Below are 21,714 nucleotides of genomic sequence, written 5' to 3'. Positions count from 1 at the left end.
TAAAATAAAAGCTACTAAACTATTCTGATATTTTTCAATGTCTTTCTATAATTAATTATAGAAACAAATAATTAATTTGTTTATTGCTTATTGCATTTTTCTTTTTAGAAATTTTATTATAAGAGATATCAATATAAGAATAACACTACCAGCTAGCAGCCAATATTTTTCATTAAAACCCTTATGCCCCATAGACATTATATAAAATTTACCTACATACTTATTTTTAGTCATTATATTTAAGATCAAATAGACAATGGAACCCATATATCCAAATATTGTACTTCCTGATATAGCAGAAGTAAATAATCCTACGCTGCCTAGAAATATGGCAGATAGAAAGGTTCCTAATATATACTTTAATAATGGGAAGTCACAATTATTGTGTTTTAACATCAATGTAAAAGCGGTAACTAAAATAAAGATACTAATTAATCCTATAATAATTCTAACTCCATAAATCTTACACTGTGACATGGACTTTGATGTTACTATTTCATTAATTTCCGTTGCTTCCTCAGGAGCAAAAATTGGTACAAGAAGTATTATGCCAATTACAGATACATAGTTTTCAAGACAAATTGCACTGGATACTGGGTCAAGATTTTCTACTCCTTGAATAAATGGCAGTATAAATAGTAAAACAGCAGCAACTCCAATGTTATTTAATGTGACTAGTTTTATATTTGCTTTTACTAAATCTAAACGATTTTCCCATCTTTGTACCAATGTCAAGTTTCCCACTCCTTTTCTTTTCATATATATAGCTAGTTGCTATCACTATGAATAGTGATATTCCCGTAATCAATAGACGATTAGCCATGATTTTGCTTAAATTTTCTTCTATTAAAGCTCCACCTAAGGCTCCACCTCTATCTATATTGTGACGAATAAACAATCCCATGAGTGGATAATCTCCGGAAAGTTTTATATGACTTAAGTTGAAAAACCAGGTAAATAATCCTACTAGAATAACCAGTGGTGTGTCTGTTAGTATTGTTAAAAACATACCCATAGATGTAACCATCATAAGCGTAGGCATTATCCACCATATTATATACTTTATAAATGCAAACATATTTATACTAAGATTATTTGAGTTTGCATATAAAATAAATACAATAGTTTCCTTGATGCCCAATGCTATAACTGGGATTATCATCATAAAAACAAGAGCAAAGTATCTAGAAAAAATCAACTTTAATGAAGATGTATTTCTTGAATAAACTAAATTACACATCTTAGTTTTTTTATCTTTAATAGACATAAATGTAGCTACAAATATTGGGAATATACCAATGATAATTCCTATATAATCACAAAACAAACGTGCATAGAAAGAAGTTAACCTATCTTTATTAATGGTATATTCATAATCCTCCATTGCTTCTTCATAGGTAATAGGAACCCTAGCAAATCTTCCTATGAAACTTTTTCCATAGGCAGAACCGACACCTAATATTTCATCAGTATTTATCATTAATTCTTGAAACCGTTCAAAGGTTATATTCTGGTTATGGAGTGGTTCACTAACCTTATTACTATCCCACATTTCATCTAACTCTTTTATTGTCCTTCCTGTTATTTCTTCTAAAACCAGTTCAATTTTCTTTGTTTCATCGATATTTAACTTAACCTTTTTATAAATTCCTGCTGGATATGTACCATATGAATTATCCTTATATTCTCTGTATAATTCAGCTGATACCTTTGGTATCATTGCCTTTGAAGGTTCAGATTCCCTCTCCCCATAAGGCGCATAAACTTCTTCAATACTTACTTTTTTTGGTGGTGAAAACATTTTTTCTAAATCTTTCGGCACAGCCATTCCCATTTGAGAAATATAAAATAATACTACTACAGCAATAAAAACATAATATATATAGCTCTTTAATATATTTTTACACTCTTTAAAAAATAGACTCATTACATCTTTCCTCCCATGATTAACATATAACCGTCTTCAATGGTAGGCTCACATACCTTAGCATCTTCAAAGGGTTTATTGTCTGCCAAGATTCTAAGGATTGCATTGTTCCCATGAGAAACCATAGCTATAATCTTATATTTGTCTTTAAATTTATCTAATTCTTCACTACTTACTGTAACCGTATAAACCTTGCCTTCTGCAAGTTTTGCAAGTTCTTCAGTTTTACCTTTATATATAATTTTGCCTTTATTTAAAATGGCAATATTTTCACAAGTTGCTTCTATGTCTCCTACAATATGTGTTGAAAGAATAACAATTCTATCCTTTGCTATTTCAGATAACAAATTTCTAAATCTAATTCGTTCTTCTGGATCCAGTCCTGCTGTTGGCTCATCAACTATCAATACTTTTGGAGAATGCATTATAGCTTGTGCTATACCTAGTCGACGCTTCATTCCTCCTGATAGGGCCTTTACTCTAGTGTTTTGATAATCTAACAAATTAACCTTACCTAATAAACTCGGGATAATTTCCTGCCGTTTTTGTTTAGGTATTTTAGAAAGAACCCCTAAATAATCCATGGCCTCATATACTTTCATACTTGGATACATAGAAAAGTCTTGAGGCAGATATCCTACAATTTCCCTAATATCTTTTGTATTTTCAACCGTCATACCACATATGGTTATATCCCCTGAATTTTTAGTTAGAAGTGTTGCAATTATCCTCATTAGTGTTGTCTTACCTGCACCATTTCTCCCTAATAGTCCAAACATTCCACTTGATATTTCAAGGTCTATATTATCAAGCACGGTGCTAGTTCCAAATTTTTTAGTAAGATTTGATATTTGAATTTTCATAGCTCTTATCCCCCATTTCTTTCATTGATAGGTATTCAAGAGAGAAGGTAATAACTAGTACTCCAAAGGTAATAGGATATATTAATTCAGTAATATATTGATTATATATTGCAACAAATACAAAGGTTATTATACTAATGGTACTAATGCATGTTGTTTTTATAGTAAGTTTCCTATTAATTTCTTTTATTCGGGCTTTTTCTAGCTCTTCACGTTCTAGTATACTAACCTTATGCCACATTTCATTTAAAAACTGCTTTTCAGTTTCCATACCCTATATCCTCCTTCAAAAATTCTCGTAGTTTTTTTCGTGCTCTATAAATGGTGATTTTTATTTGTGGTAAAGACTTATGCATTATTTCTGCAATTTCCTTATAACTAAATCCCTCTACTTCATAAAGATAGAATGCAATGCGATAATCTTCATTTAATTTGTTTAATACTTCTATTGAATGTTGTAATTCTTCTTTTTGCTGAAATAACTCCTGTGGCTGAAGATCTGTACTTAAGACGGAAATATCATCTAAATTTACAGCTGAATAGTTTTTGTTTTTTCTTATAAAATCTATACATTTATTTCTAATTATTGCGAACAAAAATGTTTTAAATGTATTTTTAGACTTGTAGCTATGTCTATTAATATATATTGAAGCAAAACTTTCTTGCACAATATCTTCTGCCATATATATATCTTTTAGAATCCCATAAGCAAATCCTACTGCATTCTTCCTATGTTTTAATACTAGCTTTTCAAAGGATTCTTTATCACCATCTTTTGTTTCTTCCATTAAAATGTTGTCCTCACAAATTAAAATCACCCCCTTTCTTTCTCTCTATAAGCTTACACGAAAAATCCTTAGAAAGGTTACACTTTTAGAGGTAACTTTTTATTCATTCATATTTCAACCACAGTATTGTATTCATACTTTTTCACCCCATATAACTTAAAACATAATAGCAATTCCCACCCTTTTATCTATTATATTAATAAGAAAGATTTTTAAGGATGTGCTATATGGGAAAAAGCAAAAAATCTAAAGGATCTCTAAAAAAAAAGCATAGTATAATCTATGGGATACCTCACTGCCATACTGAAAATTCTACAGGTACAGGAGATGTAAAGGTAGCCTTAAAGTATGCTAAAAATAAAGACTTAGATTTTATTATAATAACAGATCACAACAACGCTTTAAATAACAATAAAAAACGTAAAGATAAAAACAAATGGGAAGAGGCTCTAAAGGATATACAAAAGTTTAATAAAAAACATGATAATTTCATTGGTATTTTAGGATTTGAATTTACCTTAAAGCCTTACGGTCATTTTAATATATTCGCCTCAGAAAATTTCTTTTCAGGCGATATATGGGATATTAAAAAGCTCCTTTTATGGAACTCTGTAAATAATCCTATAATGGCTATAAATCATCCAAGTAAAAACATAGAAAAGCTTGATTTTAATCCTTTATTAAATAATCACCTATCTTTAATTGAGGTGGGAAATGGTCTTTACCCTGCTAAATCCTATAATAGATATGAAAAGCGTTATTATTCCCTTCTTGATAAAGGTTGGAAGCTTGGTGCTATAAACTCTCAAGATAACCATAAGATAAACTTTGGAGATAGCGATAATTTAACTGCGGTACTAGTTGAAAAAAAAGATAAGAAAAACCTTTTACAATCTTTAAGAAATAGGAATACCTACTCTACTGAATCTAGAACCCTTAAGGTTCATTTTTATATTAACGGCAGCTTAATGGGCGATGTGCTTAATTGCAATAGAAATGACACTTTAAAATTCTCTTTATATGCTGAAGATAGGGAGGATAAGATTACAAAAATTAAGCTTATATCTTCTAAGGGAGTATGTATAAAAGAAATGGACTTTCCGCCCCAAAAGGACATTAAATATTTTTGTTCTCTTCCCTTTAAGGAAAATGAAAAATGGTATGTAGCTAAGATATTTTTGCAAAGTGGAGCTACAGCTCTTACCTCTCCAATATTTTTAAATGAAATTTAAAAAGTTAAAAGTTTTAACCATCTATGGCTAAAACTTTCAACTTTTTTCAAATCTTTTATTCTTAATATCTTTCTTTTAAGAAACTATTTTTTATTTTCACTTTTTTTATCTTTTTCATTTGTTATTATTGAATCTTTAGGCATAGTTTTTAATTTATTTGGCTTTGCTTTAGTTTTTATCTTTATCTGTTTCTCTTTTTTTATTGGTCCCTTTGAGTTTAAATCAAAAAACCATAACAGCAATATTACGAAAAGCATTGATTGTACTATAGACATTACATTTGGGCTAAACTCAAACCTACTAAGCGCTATAGGTAAAAAGAAAACTAATATAGCAACACCTAGTACTATCCACTTGTTAACATTTATCTTTCTTAATAAATATACATTTAATAAATTATATAATATAACACCTACCACTGCAGCTATCAAAATTAATAAAACATATGGCATATCTTTCCCCCCTTTAATTTTATACCTATAAAGTATCATATTTCATATTTAAGATTTTTTCAATAAAAATCTCATAATATATATAATAATTAATATAAAAGGTTAATACTTAAAGTTAATAATTTAAAAACTAATTACTTTTTCTCTTTGAATAATTTTAATTTTTTAAAAAAACTCACTATAAGTATTAGCTAAAATTGTTGTTATTAGTTGAATTCTGTAGTAATATTAAAAATGTAATATGCTTGTATTTATGAATTTAACATTTAATCCTTTAAAATTTATGTTATTATTATATTTGTAATGGTTTTTAATGAAAATTTTATAAGTTCATAAATATTCTAGTACATTGCTATAAAAAAATTTTTACATATATGGGGTGATTTCGTGTCTCTTGTGGTTAATTCTCAATTAGATGATTTAGATCTTCAAATCCTTGACATCCTTATTAAAGATTCAAGAACACCATATTTAGAAATAGCTCGTATCTGCCATGTAAGTGGTGGTACTATCCACGTAAGAATGAAAAAAATGGAGGATATCGGCATAATAAAAGGTACGAAACTTATGTTAGATATGCCTAAGCTCGGATATGATGTATGTTGTTTTGTTGGGGTATTTGTAGACAAAAACTCTTCTTTTAGTAATGTTATGGATGAAATGGCAAAAATAAAAGAAATTGTAGAATTGCATTATACTACTGGTCAATATTCAGTTTTTGCAAAGGTTATATGCAAGAGCATATCAGACCTTCAAGATATATTGATGCATAGAATAAATACAATTATAGGTATACAAAGTACAGATACCTTTATTTCTCTTTCTCAACCCATTGATAGAAACATAAAACTTTAATAATTTATTTATTAGCTTATTAAAAACCTTTTATTTTTTATAAATAAAAGGTTTTTTTTATTATCTTAGAGTTTCTTCTATCTTAGTATATTCATTTCCACAAGTATCTAAAACTTTTAATTTTTCATTATTACATTTAACATTTAGTATGATATAAGGATAAGTAATAGCTTGTATAACTACTTCTCCATTAGAAGGTGATTTTTCTTCAATAGTTATCACTGTAGTATTATCTGTTTTCTCCACGGAACTTACAGAAATAGAATGTCCTCCTGAAGTCTTTTTTCCTGATAAAATTATAATATAATTATCCTTATCTTTACTATATATAAAATATCCCTTTTTACCTTTATACTTAGATACTATATTATTTATGCCTTCTGGCGCTTTATCCCAAGATGTAACTTTATATTCTACAACACAATTATTATCAATGTTTTCGGCAGATGGTACCTTTTCTAAAATACCCTCTTCTTCTTTTGCCACATCTTTTTTATACTCATTTTCATTTATACTCATATTTTCACACCCCGTAAATGTGAGACTGAAGATAAGTATAGGTACAAACATCAAAAATTTTTTCATGTAAAAACTCCTCACTAAACTATTTTATAAGTATATAATACACTACAAATTAAGTTAATAATTTAAGAAAGAATTAAATATTAGTTATAAAAAATAGATTTTATGTTAATACTAACAAGAATAACTTATAAAAGGAGATGATCTGATGAAATCATTTGATTTTGTTGCGCTTTTATTAGTAATAATAGGAGCTTTAAATTGGGGACTTATTGCATTATTCAAGTTAGATCTAGTTGCATCAGTATTTGGAACTATGTCAGGTTTTTCTAGAATCATTTATGGCTTAGTTGGCCTTTCTGGTATTTATGCTATATCCTTTTTTACCAAAGATAGCCGTAACCATGTTGATTAATGACTCTATCAAGTGATTCTTAGACTCAGGTGGAGTTTGCTTATAAGGAATACATCTCTCCATCTGAGTCTTAGAAGAACTTATCCAGGGGAGTAGCAGCCGTCATCCCCCACCTTGAAGAGGATAGGGGTGTTACGGATGGTAGCCATCGGATCAATATAGTTGATTTAAGAAAAGCACTCTCAATACAATTGAGAGTGCTTTTTATTATAAAATTGAATTATTAATTAACTTTATAATATATTATTGATTACTCCCTAAATTACTACTAAACTTATATTAGTAATAAATAAAACTGATTATTAAATATCAGTTCATTCTATTCTATTCTTTAATTTTTAAAATAAAGTTATTATGTTATAATTCTTATTATGTTATTATAATCTAATAACATAATAAATATGACAACATTAAAAATTATAAGGAGGACTATATACACATGTTGCAACTTAGCATTTATAACTTATTATTTTACTTTGTAATATACTCGTTTTTAGGATGGACCTTGGAAGTAAGCTATGCCTTTTATTCTCAACATAAATTTGTAAATAGGGGATTTTTAAACGGTCCCTTTTGTCCTATTTATGGATTTGGAGGATTAATATTAATAATATTCTTAAATTCTTTTAAAAATAACCTTATGCTATTATTTGTTTTCTCCGTACTTTTAACCTCTATTCTTGAATATATAACTGGATATATTTTAGAGACAGTTTTTAATACCCGTTGGTGGGATTATGATGATAATGCATATAATATCAAAGGTAGGGTATGCCTTAGCTTTTCTCTAATGTGGGGAGCAGCATCCGTCTTTATAGTTAAATTTGTACACCCTTACGTTGAAAAATTCACAAACAAAATACCATCAAGTTATGAAAAAGTATTATTTTACTTATTTATTACATACTTTATAGTTGATCTTACGGCTACTATAATCTCATTAATTGAATTTAAAAAAATTATTATTCAATTAGAACAAATATCTAAAGAAGTAAAAGAAAAATATTCTTATCTTCTAGAAAAGACCGATGTTATAGAAGAACCTATAAAAGATCTTAAAATTAAATATGACAATGCTATTACTAGCATTAAAACTAATCATAAAAGGCTTCTAAGTGCCTTTCCTAATTTAATGTCTAAAAGTTTTGATAATCTAATAAAAGAAATACAAAATAAACTTAAATTAAAAAAATAATCAATGGAGCCTTTGGATACTTAATATCCAAAGGCTTTATTGATTATCATATACGTTTTTATAATACTAAACTACTTAAATACTTATACTTATTAATTTAAATTAATATAATTTATTTATTATTTAAATCTATTGCTTTAGATATGTACCCTTCACTATCTTTTAATAACTCTTCACTCTCTTCTTTACCTTTGTTAGTTTCAATCATCAATATACTTAATTTAACATCATATTCTGTCTCTTTAAGATACCTTTCTGCTTCTTCTATAGATACACCTGTCGCTAACATAACTATCCTTTTAGCTCTAGTAATTAGCTTTTCATTGGTAGATTGTACGTCTACCATAAGATTACTATATACTTTACCAAGTTTAATCATGGTTCCTGTAGTTAACATATTTAAAACCATCTTTTGAGCAGTGCCAGCCTTCATTCTAGTAGAGCCCATTATAACTTCTGGACCTACAACTACAGATATTGGAACATGGGCTATTTTAGACATATCACTGCTTGGGTTCATTGTAACACAAAGTACCTTTGCCCCTAAAGACTTTGCATAATTCATTCCGCCTATTACATAAGGTGTCCTTCCTGAAGCTGCAATACCACAAATTACGTCATTTTCATTTATATTTTTATCTTCAAGATCTTTCTTTCCTAGTTCCATACTATCTTCTGCACCTTCCACAGCTTTAAAAATAGCAGTTTTTCCTCCGGCAATTATACCTTGAATTAATTCAAAATCCACACCAAAGGTAGGTGGGCATTCTGATGCATCTAAGATACCAAGTCTTCCACTAGTCCCAGCCCCCATGTAAATAAGTCTTCCACCCTTTTTTATACCCTCAGTTATTATATCAATAGCTTTAGCTATTTGCTCTGATTCCTTTGACACAGCTTCAGCTACCTTTTTATCTTCTTCATTTATCCTTTTTATCATATCTAATGTTGAAAGCCTATCTATATCCATTGTATTTATGTTTCTTTCCTCAGTTACCAAACATTCTAATTTCTTAATATCCATTATATATCCTCCTATAAAAATATTCTACATTCCCATTATAATGTTTACTTTCACAAATATCAATATTTTGTGAAACTTTATTTCTTACCCTTATTTAAAGTTTTTTTAGCATATTTCTATAAAGTTTTATATATTTAGATTCTTACACATTAAATTTCTCAAATCATCAGATAGTTTATTTTCTTCTTCTTTAGTTAAATCTTTTGTATATATAGGTTTGTCTATTATAATCTTAACAGAGGCTCTTTTAAGTAATCCCGTTTCTTCAAAGGCTTTGTAAGTCCCATTAATAGATATAGGAACTATAGGAACCTTAGATTTTGTAGCAAGTTTTAAGCTTCCTTTTTTAAATTCCCCCATATGTTTTGATTTACTTCTAGTACCCTCAGGAAATATACCCATGGAATAACCTTCCTTTAAATACTGAACCCCTTCATTTATAGTTTTTATAGCTTCTCTTGCATTATTTCTATCTATAAATACGCTTTTTATATCTAGCATCCAACTCTTATATACTGGTATCTTTTCTAATTCCTTTTTAGCTACAAAACCTATAGGTTTATCAATAGCATAAATAAGTGCTGGAACATCAAAATAGCTTTGATGATTGGCCACAAATAAGCAGGCTTCCTTTGGGATATTATCCTTTCCTATTACCTCTATCTCCATACCAATTATTTTTATAGTTTTTATAGACCAGTTACTTACAACCTTTTTAGTATATTGAAATGCTGCCTCTTTACCTTTGAATACCCTAATAAAATGAAACTTTATTCTCTTAAGTCCTATAAATATCATGTATAATCCGTAGTATATTTCTACAAAAAAAGATTTCATCCCACCACATCCTTTTATAAGTTAGTCAAAGTAATTATACTCACTTATAAATTAAAATTCAACATAAACACTTTTATAGTAGCAATAAAAATGATAAACTATTGTAATAAGTTATTAAACTTACTATACAAGGAGTGATACATTTGAAACCAAGGCATTTTAAAATTTTATTTCCTATCTTTCTAGCCCTTATGTTAATTTTTACATCCTGTGCTAGTATTAATACTTCAGGTGATGGTGTAAATAATTCTAATACTGATAACCTTAAAGTACACTATATAGATGTAGGACAAGGAGATTCTATATTAGTTCAGTATAAAGACAAAAACATGTTAATAGATGCAGGTCCTAAATCAAGTTCTGATAAATTAATTAATTATCTAAAGAGCGTTGGAGTAAAAAATATAAACATATTAATAGCTACACATCCTCATGAAGATCATATAGGAGGAATGGTTGCTGTATTAAATACCTTTCCTGTAGAAAAGTTTTATGCTCCTAAAAAAACAAATACAACAAAGGTATTTGAAAATATGGTATCTAAGCTAAAAGAAAAGGACCTTAAAATTAATGTAGCTAAAAGTGGAGTTGTATTAGATTTTGATGAAGATATAACCGCAACATTAATAGCACCAAACAGTACAGACTACGAAAACATAAATAATTATTCTGCTGCCTTAAAATTAACCTATGGAGATAATAGCTTTTTATTTATGGGAGATGCTGAAAAGGTATCTGAAAAGGAAATTCTTCAAAAAAACTTAGATATAAGTTCAGATGTGATAAAACTAGGGCACCATGGAAGTAGTACTTCTTCGTCAAAAGACTTTTTAGACAAGGTTAATCCTAAATATGCTGTTGTAAGTTGTGCTAAAGAAAATGATTATGGTCATCCTCATAAAGAAATAATTAAAGATATGGAAAAAAGAAATATTACAGTTTATAGAACAGATTTACAAGAAAATATAGTAATATCTAGTGATGGCAAAAATATAAAAGTGAATAAATAAAATTAAAAATGAATTTTTGAAAAATAAAAGAGGACTCATATTTCAGAGTCCTCTTTTAGGCATGGTAGCTTATTCCAATTTGTATATATGTGGAATAGATTTACCACATCTTGTTCGTTATATAATAAAATTCTTTGTATTTTATCTTCCGGCATTCTTTTTATATAATCTTTATCTTTCACAACTTTGCTAAAAGTCTTTGCAAGATTAGCTCCGTTGACAATTTCGCCTTCTCTTTCTATACCCATTAGCTTTTCTAAATTCTTTAATCCTATACTTTCTTTAAACTTTTTCTCATATTCTTTTTGCAAATCTATATGAACAAAATGATCTTCAAAGTTAAAGTCTATATTATGCTGAGTAAATAAATATTTAATTACAGAAAAGTCATTATTACCAGAAAAGGTTACTATATAGCCTTTTTTTTCTCTCTCTGCCATTACTTTAAAATAACTTTCTGCCATAAATAGTACATCTATTGCTTCTTTTTTATTTTCTATCATATATTGTGTAACATTTATAGATGAATCTTCTTTATTATAGTAAGAACATCCAAAGACACCTATACACACTGGCTTTTTATAAACATAGTGTTCTAAATCAAAAAATAAAGCCGATTCATAACAATCTCTTTTTTCTTCTACTTCTAATACTTTGCTAAAATCTATGTCTTCTACATAGATAGTATTTTCACGAATTATCACTTTACCCACTCTTTCTACAAGATCTGTAAACAATCTGGATTTATACTGTAAACAACATCTTTTCTTTCTACTATTATTTTTATCTTATCTCTTACTTCTTCGTGTTCTAAGACCTTTTTTGTTAACTCTCGAGTTGGGTTTATACAAATAGGATGACCTACTGATTTAAACATAGAAAAATCTCCTGCAGTATCCCCATAGGCATAACTATTATCTACATCTATGAAATACTTGTCCTTAAAGTGCAAAATTGCCTTTCTCTTGCTATTGCTATCCCACATTGGAACTACTTCACCAGTATATTCTAGATTATCGTCCATAAGATAATCAGCTCCTTTATAGTCATCAAATCCATATTTTAAAGCCATTTCTCTAACCAATTCTTTAGGGCTACCAGATATTATTATTATTTTATGTCCCTGAGCTTTATGCCAAACTATTCGATCTCTTGTGTAGGTATATACTCTATCACCTTTTTGGTTTACAACCTTTTTAGCAATAAATTCAACCTGAGATTTATGAAGGCCTTTAACTGCTTCTATATATATATCTGCCATCTTTAAAAGATAATTATCATAATTACCTTGCCTTTTATCCCATTTTTGGTATTCAGGTCTCACTTCATTATACCACTTTTCAGGTTCTATTATTTCATATTTAACTAATTTTTTAAAAAGCTCTCCTATAAGACCTTCCCTATATAATGTACCATCAATATCAAAAAATGCTGCAATATTGGTACCTTTGTCTAAAGCCATGATATTCACCTACCTTTCTTAATAATTAATTATTTACTTTTACATTTATATTTGCCTCTTTTTTATTTTATCATAAGAAACTTATATTTATAGTATAATATCATGAAATTAATATAGGTTCAACTTTAACTGACATCATTATTAACGGATAGTTATTTTTTTATCAGCACTTATAATAGTATTGACTTGTTAATAACAAGATGGTATTATAAGAACATGGTATTGATAATGATTTTCAACGGGGGTGTTTTAATGTGTATTTGTGATTTAAAAATAGGTGAAATTGGTACTGTAATGTCTATCTGTGGTGACGATAAGCTAACTAAGAGGTTACTTGCATTAGGTTGTGTTGAAGGTACAGAGGTTTTTGTAAAACGCTTTGCTCCACTTGGTGACCCTATTGTAATAAACTTTAGAGGCTTCGATATGGCCATTAGAAAAACAGATGCTAAAAATATATATATAAATAATTTAATATAGTTTTTTAAGGAGGACAAGTATGATAACAGCAGCTTTGTTAGGTAACCCAAATGTAGGTAAAACTACACTATTTAATGCATTAACAGGTTCTAACCAATATGTAGGAAATTGGCCCGGAGTTACTGTGGAAAAAAAAGAAGGTTTCGCTTACAAAAATTTAAAGATTGTTGATTTACCGGGAATTTATGCTATGGATACCTATTCTAATGAAGAAAAAGTTTCTAAAAGTTTTTTAGAAACCGGTAATGTAGATGTAATAATAAATATTGTAGATGCTTCAAATTTAAATAGAAATTTATACCTTACAACGCAACTAAAACAATTCAATAAACCAATAATTTTAATTTTAAATATGATGGATGTAGCTGAGTCTAAGGGTAAAACTATAGATATTAAATCTCTTTCTAAAGCTCTAAATGTTACTGTAATACCTATGATTGCAAGTAAGAGAAAAGGTATAAAATCTATACTAGAAACTATCGAAAAAAAGGAATATGTAATGCCTTCTGCTGATAATGATTATTATTTTCCCAGTGAAAAATCCACATACAAATATATAGAAAATGTTTTATCTACATGTGTATCTAAGGCTTCTTCTAAAAATACTATAAGCACTTCAGATAAAATTGATAAAGTAATATTAAATCCATTTTTAGCTTATTTAATATTTATAGGCATTATGTTTTTAATTTTTAAGGTTACCTTTAATTGGATTGGACAACCTTTATCGGACATGTTAGATAATTTTGTTTCAAATAGCTTTTCACCTTTTATAGAAGGTTTATTAGAAAGCTCTAGCCCTTGGTTTTCTTCCCTTATAGTTGAAGGAATTATAGCAGGTGTTGGATCGGTAATAGTTTTTATACCTATAATCCTTACATTATTTTTCTGCATATCCATATTAGAAGATAGTGGATACATGGCTCGTGTCGCTTTTATAATGGATAAACTAATGAGAAAAATGGGACTATCCGGTAAAGCCTTTATTCCTTTTGTTATAGGATTTGGTTGCTCTGTACCCGCTATAATGTCAGCTAGAACCTTAGAAAGTGAAAAAGATAGAAAGCTTACAGCTCTTTTAGTTCCACTTATGTCTTGTAATGCAAGGCTACCCGTTTATGCTGTATTTGCTTCAGCCTTTTTTCCTAAAAATGCTGATATACTAGTTTTATCCCTTTATTTATTAGGTATTGTTATGGCCTTTCTTTTAGGTATATTATTTAAAAATACTATATTTAAAAAGGATGAAGAACCTTTCATAATTGAATTACCTGAATACAAATTACCTGAGATGAAAAATTTATTAAGACATACCTGGGATAAAGGTAAAGGCTTTGCAAAAAAAGCTGGTACTATAATATTTGCAATGTCCGTAGTAATTTGGGTATTATCTAAGTTTAGTTTTGGTGGATATACTGAAACCATATCTGAAAGCCTTTTAGCTAGCATAGGTAGTGTTATAGCCCCTTTGTTAAAGCCTTTAGGCTTTGGAAACTGGGAGGCTGCTGTATCGCTATTAACAGGCTTTGTAGCCAAGGAATCAGTAGTATCAACTATGGGAGTTATATACGGGGATCAACTTTCAGCAATATTACCCCTTCACTTTACATCTATTGCAGCAATATCTTTCTTAGTATTTGTATTGTTATATACCCCTTGTGTAGCTGTTATCGCTACTTTAAAGAAAGAATATGGTCATAAGATAGCTATCTTCTCCATAACTTATCAGCTTGCATTAGCTTGGATAATGTCTTTCATAGTATTCAACATTGGAAATTTAATATTCTAAAGAGGTGTATTTTATGATAGAATTAATAATAACAGCAGTAATAATATCATTCACTGCATATATAATATATAAAAATTTTAAAAATGCTAAGAAAGGCAAAGGCTCTTGTAGCAATTGCCCTTCCTCATCCTCTTGTTCAGGTTGTAGCATAAATAAAATAGAAATAAAAAACAACAAAAAGTAAGTCTTAAAATAATTTGAATCTACAAAAAATAACTTAATAAGCTTTAATTAATGAAAAGTCCTATAATCTTTTAAAAAGATTATAGGACTTTTTATATTTTTCTAATTATCCTACTATTTCACCACAAGCTAGCTTTCTTCCAGAATTACCTGAAGGCTCTGTTCTATAATCATCAGGATTTTCATGTATTATTATAGATTTTCCTATTATATCTTTAACCTTAAATTTATTCGTAAAAAAGCACATATTAGCTATTCCATGATTCGAAAATAACACCGGAAAATCACCTGCATGATTTCCATGAGGCTGGTTATAAGGATTCCAATGATTTCCTACAGATTTAAACGGGTCATTTTTATCACCTACCTCACAGTTTCCAAATTCATGTATGTGAAAACCATGTGGACCTATTGGACTTCTGTTTCCTTCTGCTTTCTTATATTCAGGTAATCCTATAACTGAAACACAGACATTAGTTCCATAAGGAACATCCATGAAATATACATATCCCTTTATATTTGGAGCAAATGGTCCCCCCTTTATGATTGCTGTAGCCATAGAACCCTTAACATTTCTATAGTCAGAATTAGAATTGGTATAAGGTAAATATCTATAATAATTATAAAAGTCGTATATATATTGATTATTTATCATGTTAAAATCCCTTCATCAATACTTTATAATCCATATTATGACAAGCATCAAATATTTGTGAACTAAAAAAGACTTAGTTATTATATAAACTAAGCCCTAATTTTAAAATATATTTAATTATGGCAGCTAAAAATAACTAGTCTATATCTTCACTGTCATTTTTTTGGATACCTACTTCTCCTATATTTATTACATTTTTTCTACAGTTTCTACTCCTAGTAGTTTAAGCCCACTATTTATTACTATACAAGTAGCCTCAACTATATTAAGTCTAGCATTTTTTAAATCCTCATCCTCTATATTTAATATTGAATTAGAATTATAAAACTTATTAAAACTCTTAGCTACTTCTATAACATATCTAGTAACTATTGAAGGTTCAAGCTTATCTATAGCTGAAATTATGGCTTCATTAAATCCTTCTAAAGTCTTTACAAGTTCAAACTCTTCTTTAGTTTTAAGCTTTGAATAGTCCACATTATCGCTTCTTATGCCTTCTGCCTTTCTTAGTATGCTTTTACCCCTTGCATAAGTGTATTGAACGTAAGGACCTGTTTCACCTTCAAAGCTTAACATATCATTCCAATCAAAAACTATATCCTTTTCTCTGTTATTTTTAAGATATGCAAATATTACAGCTCCTATTCCAAGCTTTTTAGCTACATCTTCTTTATCTTCAAGGTTTGGATTTTTTTCATTTATTATCTCTAATGTCTTCTTTTTTGTTTCATTTAATAAATCTTCTAGTAATACCACATCACCTTTTCTTGTAGACAACTTTTTATCAGCAAATTTAACCATTCCAAATCCTACATGTTCACAATCATTTGCCCATTCGTGTCCCATAAGCTTTAATGTGGTAAATATTTGTTTGAAATGAAGTTTCTGTGGGCTACCCACTACATATATATTTTTATAAAAATCATAAGTCTTTTTTCTATACATTGCTGCTGCAAGATCTCTTGTTGCATATATAGTAGCTCCATCTGCCTTTTTAATCATACATGGTGGCATATTATATTCATCTAACATAACAACCTTTGCCCCATTGCTTTCAACAAGTAGTCCCTTACTTTCTAATTCTTCTACAACTGCATCCATTTTATCTCCATAAAAGCTTTCACCTGCATAAGAATCAAACTTAACGCCTAACATATCATAAACCTTTTCAAATTCTTTTAAACTAAGATCTCTGAATCTTTTCCAAAGTTCTTGCTCCTCTTTTGATCCATCCTCTAATCTTTTAAAATGCATTCTAGCTTCATCATCCAATGAAGGATCAATTTTTGCTTCCTCATGAAACTTTACATATATTCTTAAAAGTTCATCTATAGGGTTTTTAAGAAGAGCCTCTTCATCTACCCATTTTTTATAAGCAACTATAAGCTTTCCAAATTGAGTACCCCAATCTCCTAGATGATTTATTCCTATGGCATTATATCCTTGTGATGCTAAAATCTTATATAATGAGTTTCCTATAGCTGTAGTGAATAGATGTCCTACGTGAAAAGGCTTTGCTATATTTGGAGATGAATATTCTACTATAACATTTTTACCTTTTCCAATGTCTGAAGATCCATAGTCTTCCTTTTCCTTTAATATCTTATCTAAAGTTTCTTTCATAAAACTTTCTTTTTCTACAAAAAAGTTTAAATAAGGTCCTAAATTTTCAATCCTTTCAAAATCTTCTTTTTCTATTTTATCTTTTAGTTCGATAGCTATAGCTAAAGGTGCTTTCCTTAGAGCCTTAGCTAATTGGAAACAAGGAAAAGCATAGTCCCCCATATCAGCTTTAGGTGGTATTTCTATAAGTCTTTCTAGCTCCTCGACTTTCATATCTACATGCTTTGAAATTCTTTCTGCTATGATCTTTTTATAATCCATTTTTATTTTCCTCCCTAACCACTTAATTATTTTTAAAAATAATTAGTTAAATTGCCTTTTAAAATGTTGCTTTTCAACATAACTTAATATATTTATCTTTGTTATACTATTAAATCCTAAAATATAGAATTAAGTATAAAATAAAATCCGTCTCTTATTAAAATAATAAGAGACGGATTCCTCCGCGGTACCACTCCTGTTGATTACTTAAATTAAATAATCCCCTCAAAAACTTAACGCATTTAGCGGCCACCTGTTATTTTAGACAGCTTCTCTGAGTTTCTCTTCTTTTTATATATCTTATAAGGCTTCCACCACATCCTTAATCGCTGTAAGAAATTCTATAAAAGTACTTCTCTCTTCTTTGAATTTTCATATTAAATTACATTACATTATACACCTGTAACCCTATATTGGTCAATATCAAACAATCTTTAAATATAAAATTATTTACTTTTTAATACCATACCCTCCATAAACAGTTTTAGTATCTGCAATAGATATAACTGCCTTTGTATTGGTATCCTCAATTAATTTTATAACTTCTTTTTTTCTCTTTCGTTTTACATGTACAACTATCATCTTTTTCTTTTCATTTATACCTTCAGCCTCTACTAATGTAACTCCTAAATTATCTTTTCTAAGTTTTTCTGCTATTATAATAGCATCATTAGCTGAAGCCACTATGCTGATAGTTAAAAGCCCTATTGCTAACTTTTCCTCTAAAAATGACCCAACATAGTTTCCAACAGAGAATCCAAGAGCATAAACTACCATTTTAATAGGATCTTCACTTATTCCTACAAGAACAGTACTAACTAAATAAAGCCATATTATAACTTCAAAAAACCCAATGATAGATCCAACTACCTTCTCGCCTCTAGTTATAAGTACGGTTCTTAATGTCATAAGTGATACTTCAACTATTTTTGCCAAAAATATCAATACATATAACACCATAATATAATCATATACCTCCTACTACTTTAAAATTATTTACACACCATCATATCTAAAATAACTTTATCTGTATCCACCATACCAGCTGTGGCTAGATTTCCTAAATTTTTTATAGTTTGTTCTACACATTCATGTATTATACCATCTTTACAGGATACTTCAATACCATTTGTAGCAAGTACTGCAGATTGAATAGCTGAACTCACTGATGTAGAAATTTTCAGTGCACAGCCTTGCTTTGCTCCATCACATATCATTCCCGAAAGTCCAGCTACCATGTTTTTAACTGCATGGGAAATTGATTCATAGTCTCCACCTAAAAGATAGGTTATGCCACAGCTTGACCCTACTGCTGCTGCCACTCCACACCCACATAAAGCAGACAGCCTTCCAAGATAACTTTTTATATGAATTGTAACTAAATTACTTATAGCAAGGGCTCTACAAAGTTCTTCCTCGCTACTCCCTAACTTTTCAAACACAGCAACTACTGGCAGTGTACACGTAAGTCCTTGATTTCCACTACCTGCAGTGGTCATAACCGGTAGTGCACACCCATCCATTCTAGCATCCACTGCCGCTGCTGTTATAGCAATAGCATGAGATTCAATGCTATCTGCAAAAATCCCCTTTCCTATGCTTTCATGAAATGTCTTTCCAACCTTTAATCCATATTCATGTTCAATTCCTTCTTTAGCAACTCTTCTATTCATTTTAGCACCATCTAAAAGAAACTTTATATCTTCAAAGTCTACATTAGTTGCAAAGTTATGTATATCCTTTATACTGATTTCTACCTTATCATTGGATTTTGTAATTTCTTCATTTACTTCATCTTCCACTTTATTTTCTTCTTTTTCTTCCTTTTCATAAAGAATCTCACTATTTAAGGATATGTAAACTATATTAGTATGTTCATCTTTTATAATAACTTTAGATTCATCTTGTCCTTTTTTGCATATAACCTCTATGTAAAGCTTACTTTTAGTATCCTTTAGTTTTATCTTCAAATTATTATCTTTTAAATACTTTACTGCTTCATCTATATGTTTGTCTTCTATATCCTTAAGAACTTCAAGCTTTGCTTCTGGATTTCCACCAATAACCCCAAGCGCTGCTGCTATATCAAGTCCTGTCATTTTTGTCTTTGGTATTCCAACTCCCATACCATTTTTAAGGATATTCCCACTTACTAAAACTTCTACCTTATCTGGCATAAATCCTAATACCTTTTTCGCCTTAGCACTAGCATAAGCTACTGCTATAGGCTCTGTACATCCTAATGCAGGTGCGAGTTCTCTCTTAAAAAGCTCTATATATTTTATAAAATTCATAAGTATTCCCCCTAATTTAATTACATAGTGTTAACACTAACATAACCCGATGTAAATGTTTGCTACCATTATAATAACAAATGCATTAGTTATATTCAATTTATATTATAGATTAATGTAGAATTTATTTATTTTTTATAATATTATTGAAAAAAACTGTATTATAAAATAATATAGTATATACTTATATTTGATTGAAATTCATTAAAAGGAGTATGTGTATTATGGAGAAACTGGGCATCATTGATATAGGCTCTAACTCAGTAAGATTGGTCCTAGCTCAAATAAACGAGAGTGGTTCTTTTCATATTATAGATGAGATAAAAGAAACCATAAGACTTGGTGAAGATATTGAAATAAATCAAGTTCTCTCTGAAGATAAAATTATCAAAACTATTAAAACCTTAGACACCTTTAAAGCCATTTGTAAATCCTTAAATACTTCAGATATTATAGTAATTGCTACAGAAGCTGTAAGGCAATCAAAAAACGGGGATTATTTTATTAATAAGGTAAAAAAAGATATTAATTTAGATATTAGGGTCTTAACTGGTATAGAAGAAGCTAATTATGATTGTATGGCTATAATTAACAGTATGGACACTGATAATTCATTAATGATAGATATTGGTGGCTCTAGTACTGAAATTGCTTGGATAAAGGAAGGCCATTTAAAGGAAAGCATAAGTTTACCTTTTGGAACTGTAAATCTTACTAAAAGATTTAATTTAGAAGATATTGTTAGATCTGAAGATGATCAAGCCTTTAAGGGATTTGTTATAGAAGAATTAAACAAAATTCCTTGGATTTTCAACACAAAATTCGATAACATTATTGGTATCGGTGGTGCTATAAGAAATATGGGCAAAATAGATAGAGCCATTAAAAAGTACCCATTAGATATAGCTCACAATTATAAAATGGATTCTAAAGATATAAACTATATTTATAACTTAGTTAAAAGTAAAAATTTAAAGCAAAGATTAAAAATAAATGGGCTATCTGCTGATAGGGCAGACATATTTGTAGCGGCAGTATCTTCACTAAATGTTATTATTAATTTACTTCACATAGACGAAGTAATTGTAAGTGGTAAGGGACTTAGAGAAGGGGTTTTAGATGAGTACATCGAGGTTAACTACAATCCCAAAGAGGACATGCTTGAATCATCTATAGAGGGAGTGCTCGAAAGTCATTATGTTAATAAAGACCATGCTTATAATGTTTATAACTTAACCCATAAGTTATTTGATGATTTAAAAGGTCTTCATAAATTAAATGATGATTTCGTAAATATATTAAAAACAGGCTCGCTTCTTCATGACTCTGGTATCAGTATAAGATATTATAATCATCATAAACACTCTTTTTATATAATAATTAATTCTCAGCTAAGAGGTCTTACACATAGAGAATTAGTACTAAGCGCATATATGGCAGCCTATCACAGAAATAATGACTACGAAATAAACTTATGTGGGTTTAGCAGTATAATAAACAGACTGGATTTAGCTAACATTAGAAAAATAGGCATCCTTTTAAGAATATCTGAAGGTTTAGATAGAACTATGTTAGGTTCTGTAACCTCTGTTAATGCGGTAATTGATGCTGAATCCGTAACTTTGAATCTAAAATCTTCAAGAGATATAGATTTAGAAATAGACGAGGCTTTAAAGTGTAAAAGTAAATTCTACGAAATTTATGGAAAAGAATTGTTTATAATTCAAGAATAACCTTTAAGGGAAGTCTAATTAAACTTCCCTTATTATATTTTAGCCTACAACTTATAGTATGGTACCTTGCAATGCACACTACCATATGTTATATTATAGTAAAGTTATAAATTA

Annotated in this window: 24 protein-coding genes and 1 other annotated feature; of the genes, 9 read left to right on the top strand and 15 right to left on the bottom strand. The window is 29.2% G+C overall.

Annotated elements, in window-relative coordinates; all coding sequences use genetic code 11:
- Nucleotides 1-87 precede the first annotated feature (87 nt).
- The 5 genes from BV55_RS0111225 to BV55_RS0111205 are packed head-to-tail and all read right to left on the bottom strand — an operon-like array spanning nt 88 to nt 3,578.
- Nucleotides 88-735, bottom strand: coding sequence for a hypothetical protein (locus BV55_RS0111225; protein ID WP_029452911.1), 648 nt, complete (start codon nt 733-735; stop codon nt 88-90).
- Complete coding sequence (locus BV55_RS0111220) at nt 662-1,927, bottom strand: ABC transporter permease (protein ID WP_029452910.1); 1,266 nt, start codon at nt 1,925-1,927, stop codon at nt 662-664. Before BV55_RS0111220 ends, BV55_RS0111225 begins: the two co-directional genes overlap by 74 nt.
- A complete protein-coding gene (locus tag BV55_RS0111215) occupies nt 1,927-2,790 on the bottom strand; it encodes an ABC transporter ATP-binding protein (protein WP_029452909.1) in 864 nt (287 codons plus the stop codon). The genes BV55_RS0111220 and BV55_RS0111215 overlap by 1 nt, the downstream gene beginning before the upstream one ends.
- The gene (locus BV55_RS0111210; RefSeq protein ID WP_029452908.1) at nt 2,762-3,061 is read right to left on the bottom strand and encodes a hypothetical protein; all 300 of its coding nucleotides are present in this window, start codon (nt 3,059-3,061) and stop codon (nt 2,762-2,764) included. Before BV55_RS0111210 ends, BV55_RS0111215 begins: the two co-directional genes overlap by 29 nt.
- Complete coding sequence (locus tag BV55_RS0111205; protein WP_029452907.1) at nt 3,051-3,578, bottom strand: RNA polymerase sigma factor; 528 nt, start codon at nt 3,576-3,578, stop codon at nt 3,051-3,053. Before BV55_RS0111205 ends, BV55_RS0111210 begins: the two co-directional genes overlap by 11 nt.
- Nucleotides 3,579-3,805: 227 nt before the next feature.
- Between BV55_RS0111205 and BV55_RS0111200 the strand changes: the two genes are divergently transcribed.
- The gene (locus tag BV55_RS0111200) at nt 3,806-4,810 is read left to right on the top strand and encodes a CehA/McbA family metallohydrolase (protein WP_029452906.1); all 1,005 of its coding nucleotides are present in this window, start codon (nt 3,806-3,808) and stop codon (nt 4,808-4,810) included.
- A gap of 83 nt (nt 4,811-4,893) precedes the next feature.
- Here the strand turns inward: BV55_RS0111200 and BV55_RS0111195 are convergent, their stop codons facing one another.
- Nucleotides 4,894-5,262 carry a hypothetical protein gene (locus tag BV55_RS0111195; RefSeq protein ID WP_029452905.1) on the bottom strand — a complete coding sequence of 123 codons (369 nt, stop codon included), beginning with the start codon at nt 5,260-5,262 and terminating at the stop codon, nt 4,894-4,896.
- A 387-nt stretch (nt 5,263-5,649) separates the two neighbouring features.
- On the opposite strand from BV55_RS0111195, the gene BV55_RS0111190 reads away from it, so the two are divergent.
- The gene (locus BV55_RS0111190) at nt 5,650-6,117 is read left to right on the top strand and encodes an Lrp/AsnC ligand binding domain-containing protein (protein WP_029452904.1); all 468 of its coding nucleotides are present in this window, start codon (nt 5,650-5,652) and stop codon (nt 6,115-6,117) included.
- Between the two features lie 60 nt (nt 6,118-6,177).
- Here the strand turns inward: BV55_RS0111190 and BV55_RS14915 are convergent, their stop codons facing one another.
- Nucleotides 6,178-6,636 (bottom strand): protease complex subunit PrcB family protein, encoded by a 459-nt coding sequence (locus BV55_RS14915; RefSeq protein WP_198023218.1) that lies wholly within the window; start codon nt 6,634-6,636, stop codon nt 6,178-6,180.
- Nucleotides 6,637-6,847: 211 nt separating this feature from the next.
- On the opposite strand from BV55_RS14915, the gene BV55_RS0111180 reads away from it, so the two are divergent.
- Nucleotides 6,848-7,054 (top strand): DUF378 domain-containing protein, encoded by a 207-nt coding sequence (locus tag BV55_RS0111180; RefSeq protein WP_029452902.1) that lies wholly within the window; start codon nt 6,848-6,850, stop codon nt 7,052-7,054.
- A gap of 439 nt (nt 7,055-7,493) precedes the next feature.
- Nucleotides 7,494-8,249 carry a putative ABC transporter permease gene (locus BV55_RS0111175; protein ID WP_029452901.1) on the top strand — a complete coding sequence of 252 codons (756 nt, stop codon included), beginning with the start codon at nt 7,494-7,496 and terminating at the stop codon, nt 8,247-8,249.
- Between the two features lie 112 nt (nt 8,250-8,361).
- Here the strand turns inward: BV55_RS0111175 and murQ are convergent, their stop codons facing one another.
- Both murQ and BV55_RS0111165 read right to left on the bottom strand, forming a co-directional pair.
- Nucleotides 8,362-9,273 (bottom strand): N-acetylmuramic acid 6-phosphate etherase, encoded by a 912-nt coding sequence (gene murQ / locus BV55_RS0111170; protein WP_029452900.1) that lies wholly within the window; start codon nt 9,271-9,273, stop codon nt 8,362-8,364.
- Nucleotides 9,274-9,399: 126 nt separating this feature from the next.
- A complete protein-coding gene (locus BV55_RS0111165) occupies nt 9,400-10,110 on the bottom strand; it encodes a lysophospholipid acyltransferase family protein (RefSeq protein WP_029452899.1) in 711 nt (236 codons plus the stop codon).
- Between the two features lie 137 nt (nt 10,111-10,247).
- Between BV55_RS0111165 and BV55_RS0111160 the strand changes: the two genes are divergently transcribed.
- Nucleotides 10,248-11,120 carry a ComEC/Rec2 family competence protein gene (locus BV55_RS0111160; RefSeq protein ID WP_029452898.1) on the top strand — a complete coding sequence of 291 codons (873 nt, stop codon included), beginning with the start codon at nt 10,248-10,250 and terminating at the stop codon, nt 11,118-11,120.
- A gap of 35 nt (nt 11,121-11,155) precedes the next feature.
- Here the strand turns inward: BV55_RS0111160 and BV55_RS0111155 are convergent, their stop codons facing one another.
- Complete coding sequence (locus tag BV55_RS0111155) at nt 11,156-11,824, bottom strand: ribonuclease H-like domain-containing protein (RefSeq protein WP_029452897.1); 669 nt, start codon at nt 11,822-11,824, stop codon at nt 11,156-11,158.
- Between the two features lie 14 nt (nt 11,825-11,838).
- On the bottom strand, nt 11,839-12,582 hold the full coding sequence (locus BV55_RS0111150) for an HAD-IB family hydrolase (RefSeq protein ID WP_029452896.1): 744 nt from the start codon (nt 12,580-12,582) through the stop codon (nt 11,839-11,841).
- A gap of 252 nt (nt 12,583-12,834) precedes the next feature.
- Here BV55_RS0111150 and BV55_RS0111145 point away from each other — a divergent pair, with 252 nt between their 5' ends.
- The 3 genes from BV55_RS0111145 to BV55_RS15395 are packed head-to-tail and all read left to right on the top strand — an operon-like array spanning nt 12,835 to nt 15,035.
- Nucleotides 12,835-13,062, top strand: a complete 228-nt coding sequence (locus BV55_RS0111145; RefSeq protein ID WP_029452895.1) for a FeoA family protein — start codon at nt 12,835-12,837, stop codon at nt 13,060-13,062.
- Nucleotides 13,063-13,081: 19 nt separating this feature from the next.
- Complete coding sequence (gene feoB / locus BV55_RS0111140) at nt 13,082-14,851, top strand: ferrous iron transport protein B (protein WP_029452894.1); 1,770 nt, start codon at nt 13,082-13,084, stop codon at nt 14,849-14,851.
- Nucleotides 14,852-14,864: 13 nt separating this feature from the next.
- Nucleotides 14,865-15,035 carry a FeoB-associated Cys-rich membrane protein gene (locus BV55_RS15395; RefSeq protein WP_084170553.1) on the top strand — a complete coding sequence of 57 codons (171 nt, stop codon included), beginning with the start codon at nt 14,865-14,867 and terminating at the stop codon, nt 15,033-15,035.
- A 105-nt stretch (nt 15,036-15,140) separates the two neighbouring features.
- On the opposite strand, the gene BV55_RS0111130 is transcribed toward BV55_RS15395, so the two are convergent.
- From BV55_RS0111130 to BV55_RS0111115, 4 genes are all read right to left on the bottom strand, one after another.
- Entirely contained in the window at nt 15,141-15,593 is a 453-nt protein-coding gene (locus BV55_RS0111130) for a superoxide dismutase family protein (protein ID WP_029452893.1), read from the bottom strand.
- 285 nt (nt 15,594-15,878) lie between these two features.
- Nucleotides 15,879-17,573, bottom strand: coding sequence for an arginine--tRNA ligase (gene argS / locus BV55_RS0111125; protein WP_029452892.1), 1,695 nt, complete (start codon nt 17,571-17,573; stop codon nt 15,879-15,881).
- Between the two features lie 165 nt (nt 17,574-17,738).
- Nucleotides 17,739-17,947 (bottom strand) — a binding site (T-box leader).
- A 76-nt stretch (nt 17,948-18,023) separates the two neighbouring features.
- Complete coding sequence (locus BV55_RS0111120) at nt 18,024-18,536, bottom strand: DUF2179 domain-containing protein (protein WP_029452891.1); 513 nt, start codon at nt 18,534-18,536, stop codon at nt 18,024-18,026.
- Between the two features lie 29 nt (nt 18,537-18,565).
- On the bottom strand, nt 18,566-19,867 hold the full coding sequence (locus BV55_RS0111115; RefSeq protein ID WP_029452890.1) for an L-cysteine desulfidase family protein: 1,302 nt from the start codon (nt 19,865-19,867) through the stop codon (nt 18,566-18,568).
- 224 nt (nt 19,868-20,091) lie between these two features.
- Between BV55_RS0111115 and BV55_RS0111110 the strand changes: the two genes are divergently transcribed.
- The gene (locus tag BV55_RS0111110) at nt 20,092-21,600 is read left to right on the top strand and encodes a Ppx/GppA phosphatase family protein (RefSeq protein ID WP_029452889.1); all 1,509 of its coding nucleotides are present in this window, start codon (nt 20,092-20,094) and stop codon (nt 21,598-21,600) included.
- Nucleotides 21,601-21,714: the final 114 nt, after the last annotated feature.

The sequence above is a fragment of the Clostridium algidicarnis genome (assembly GCF_000703125.1).
GTDB classification, from domain to species: domain Bacteria; phylum Bacillota; class Clostridia; order Clostridiales; family Clostridiaceae; genus Clostridium_L; species Clostridium_L algidicarnis.
The sequence above is the reverse complement of the archived record's forward strand: the minus strand, read 5'-3'. Positions and strand labels throughout refer to the sequence as shown.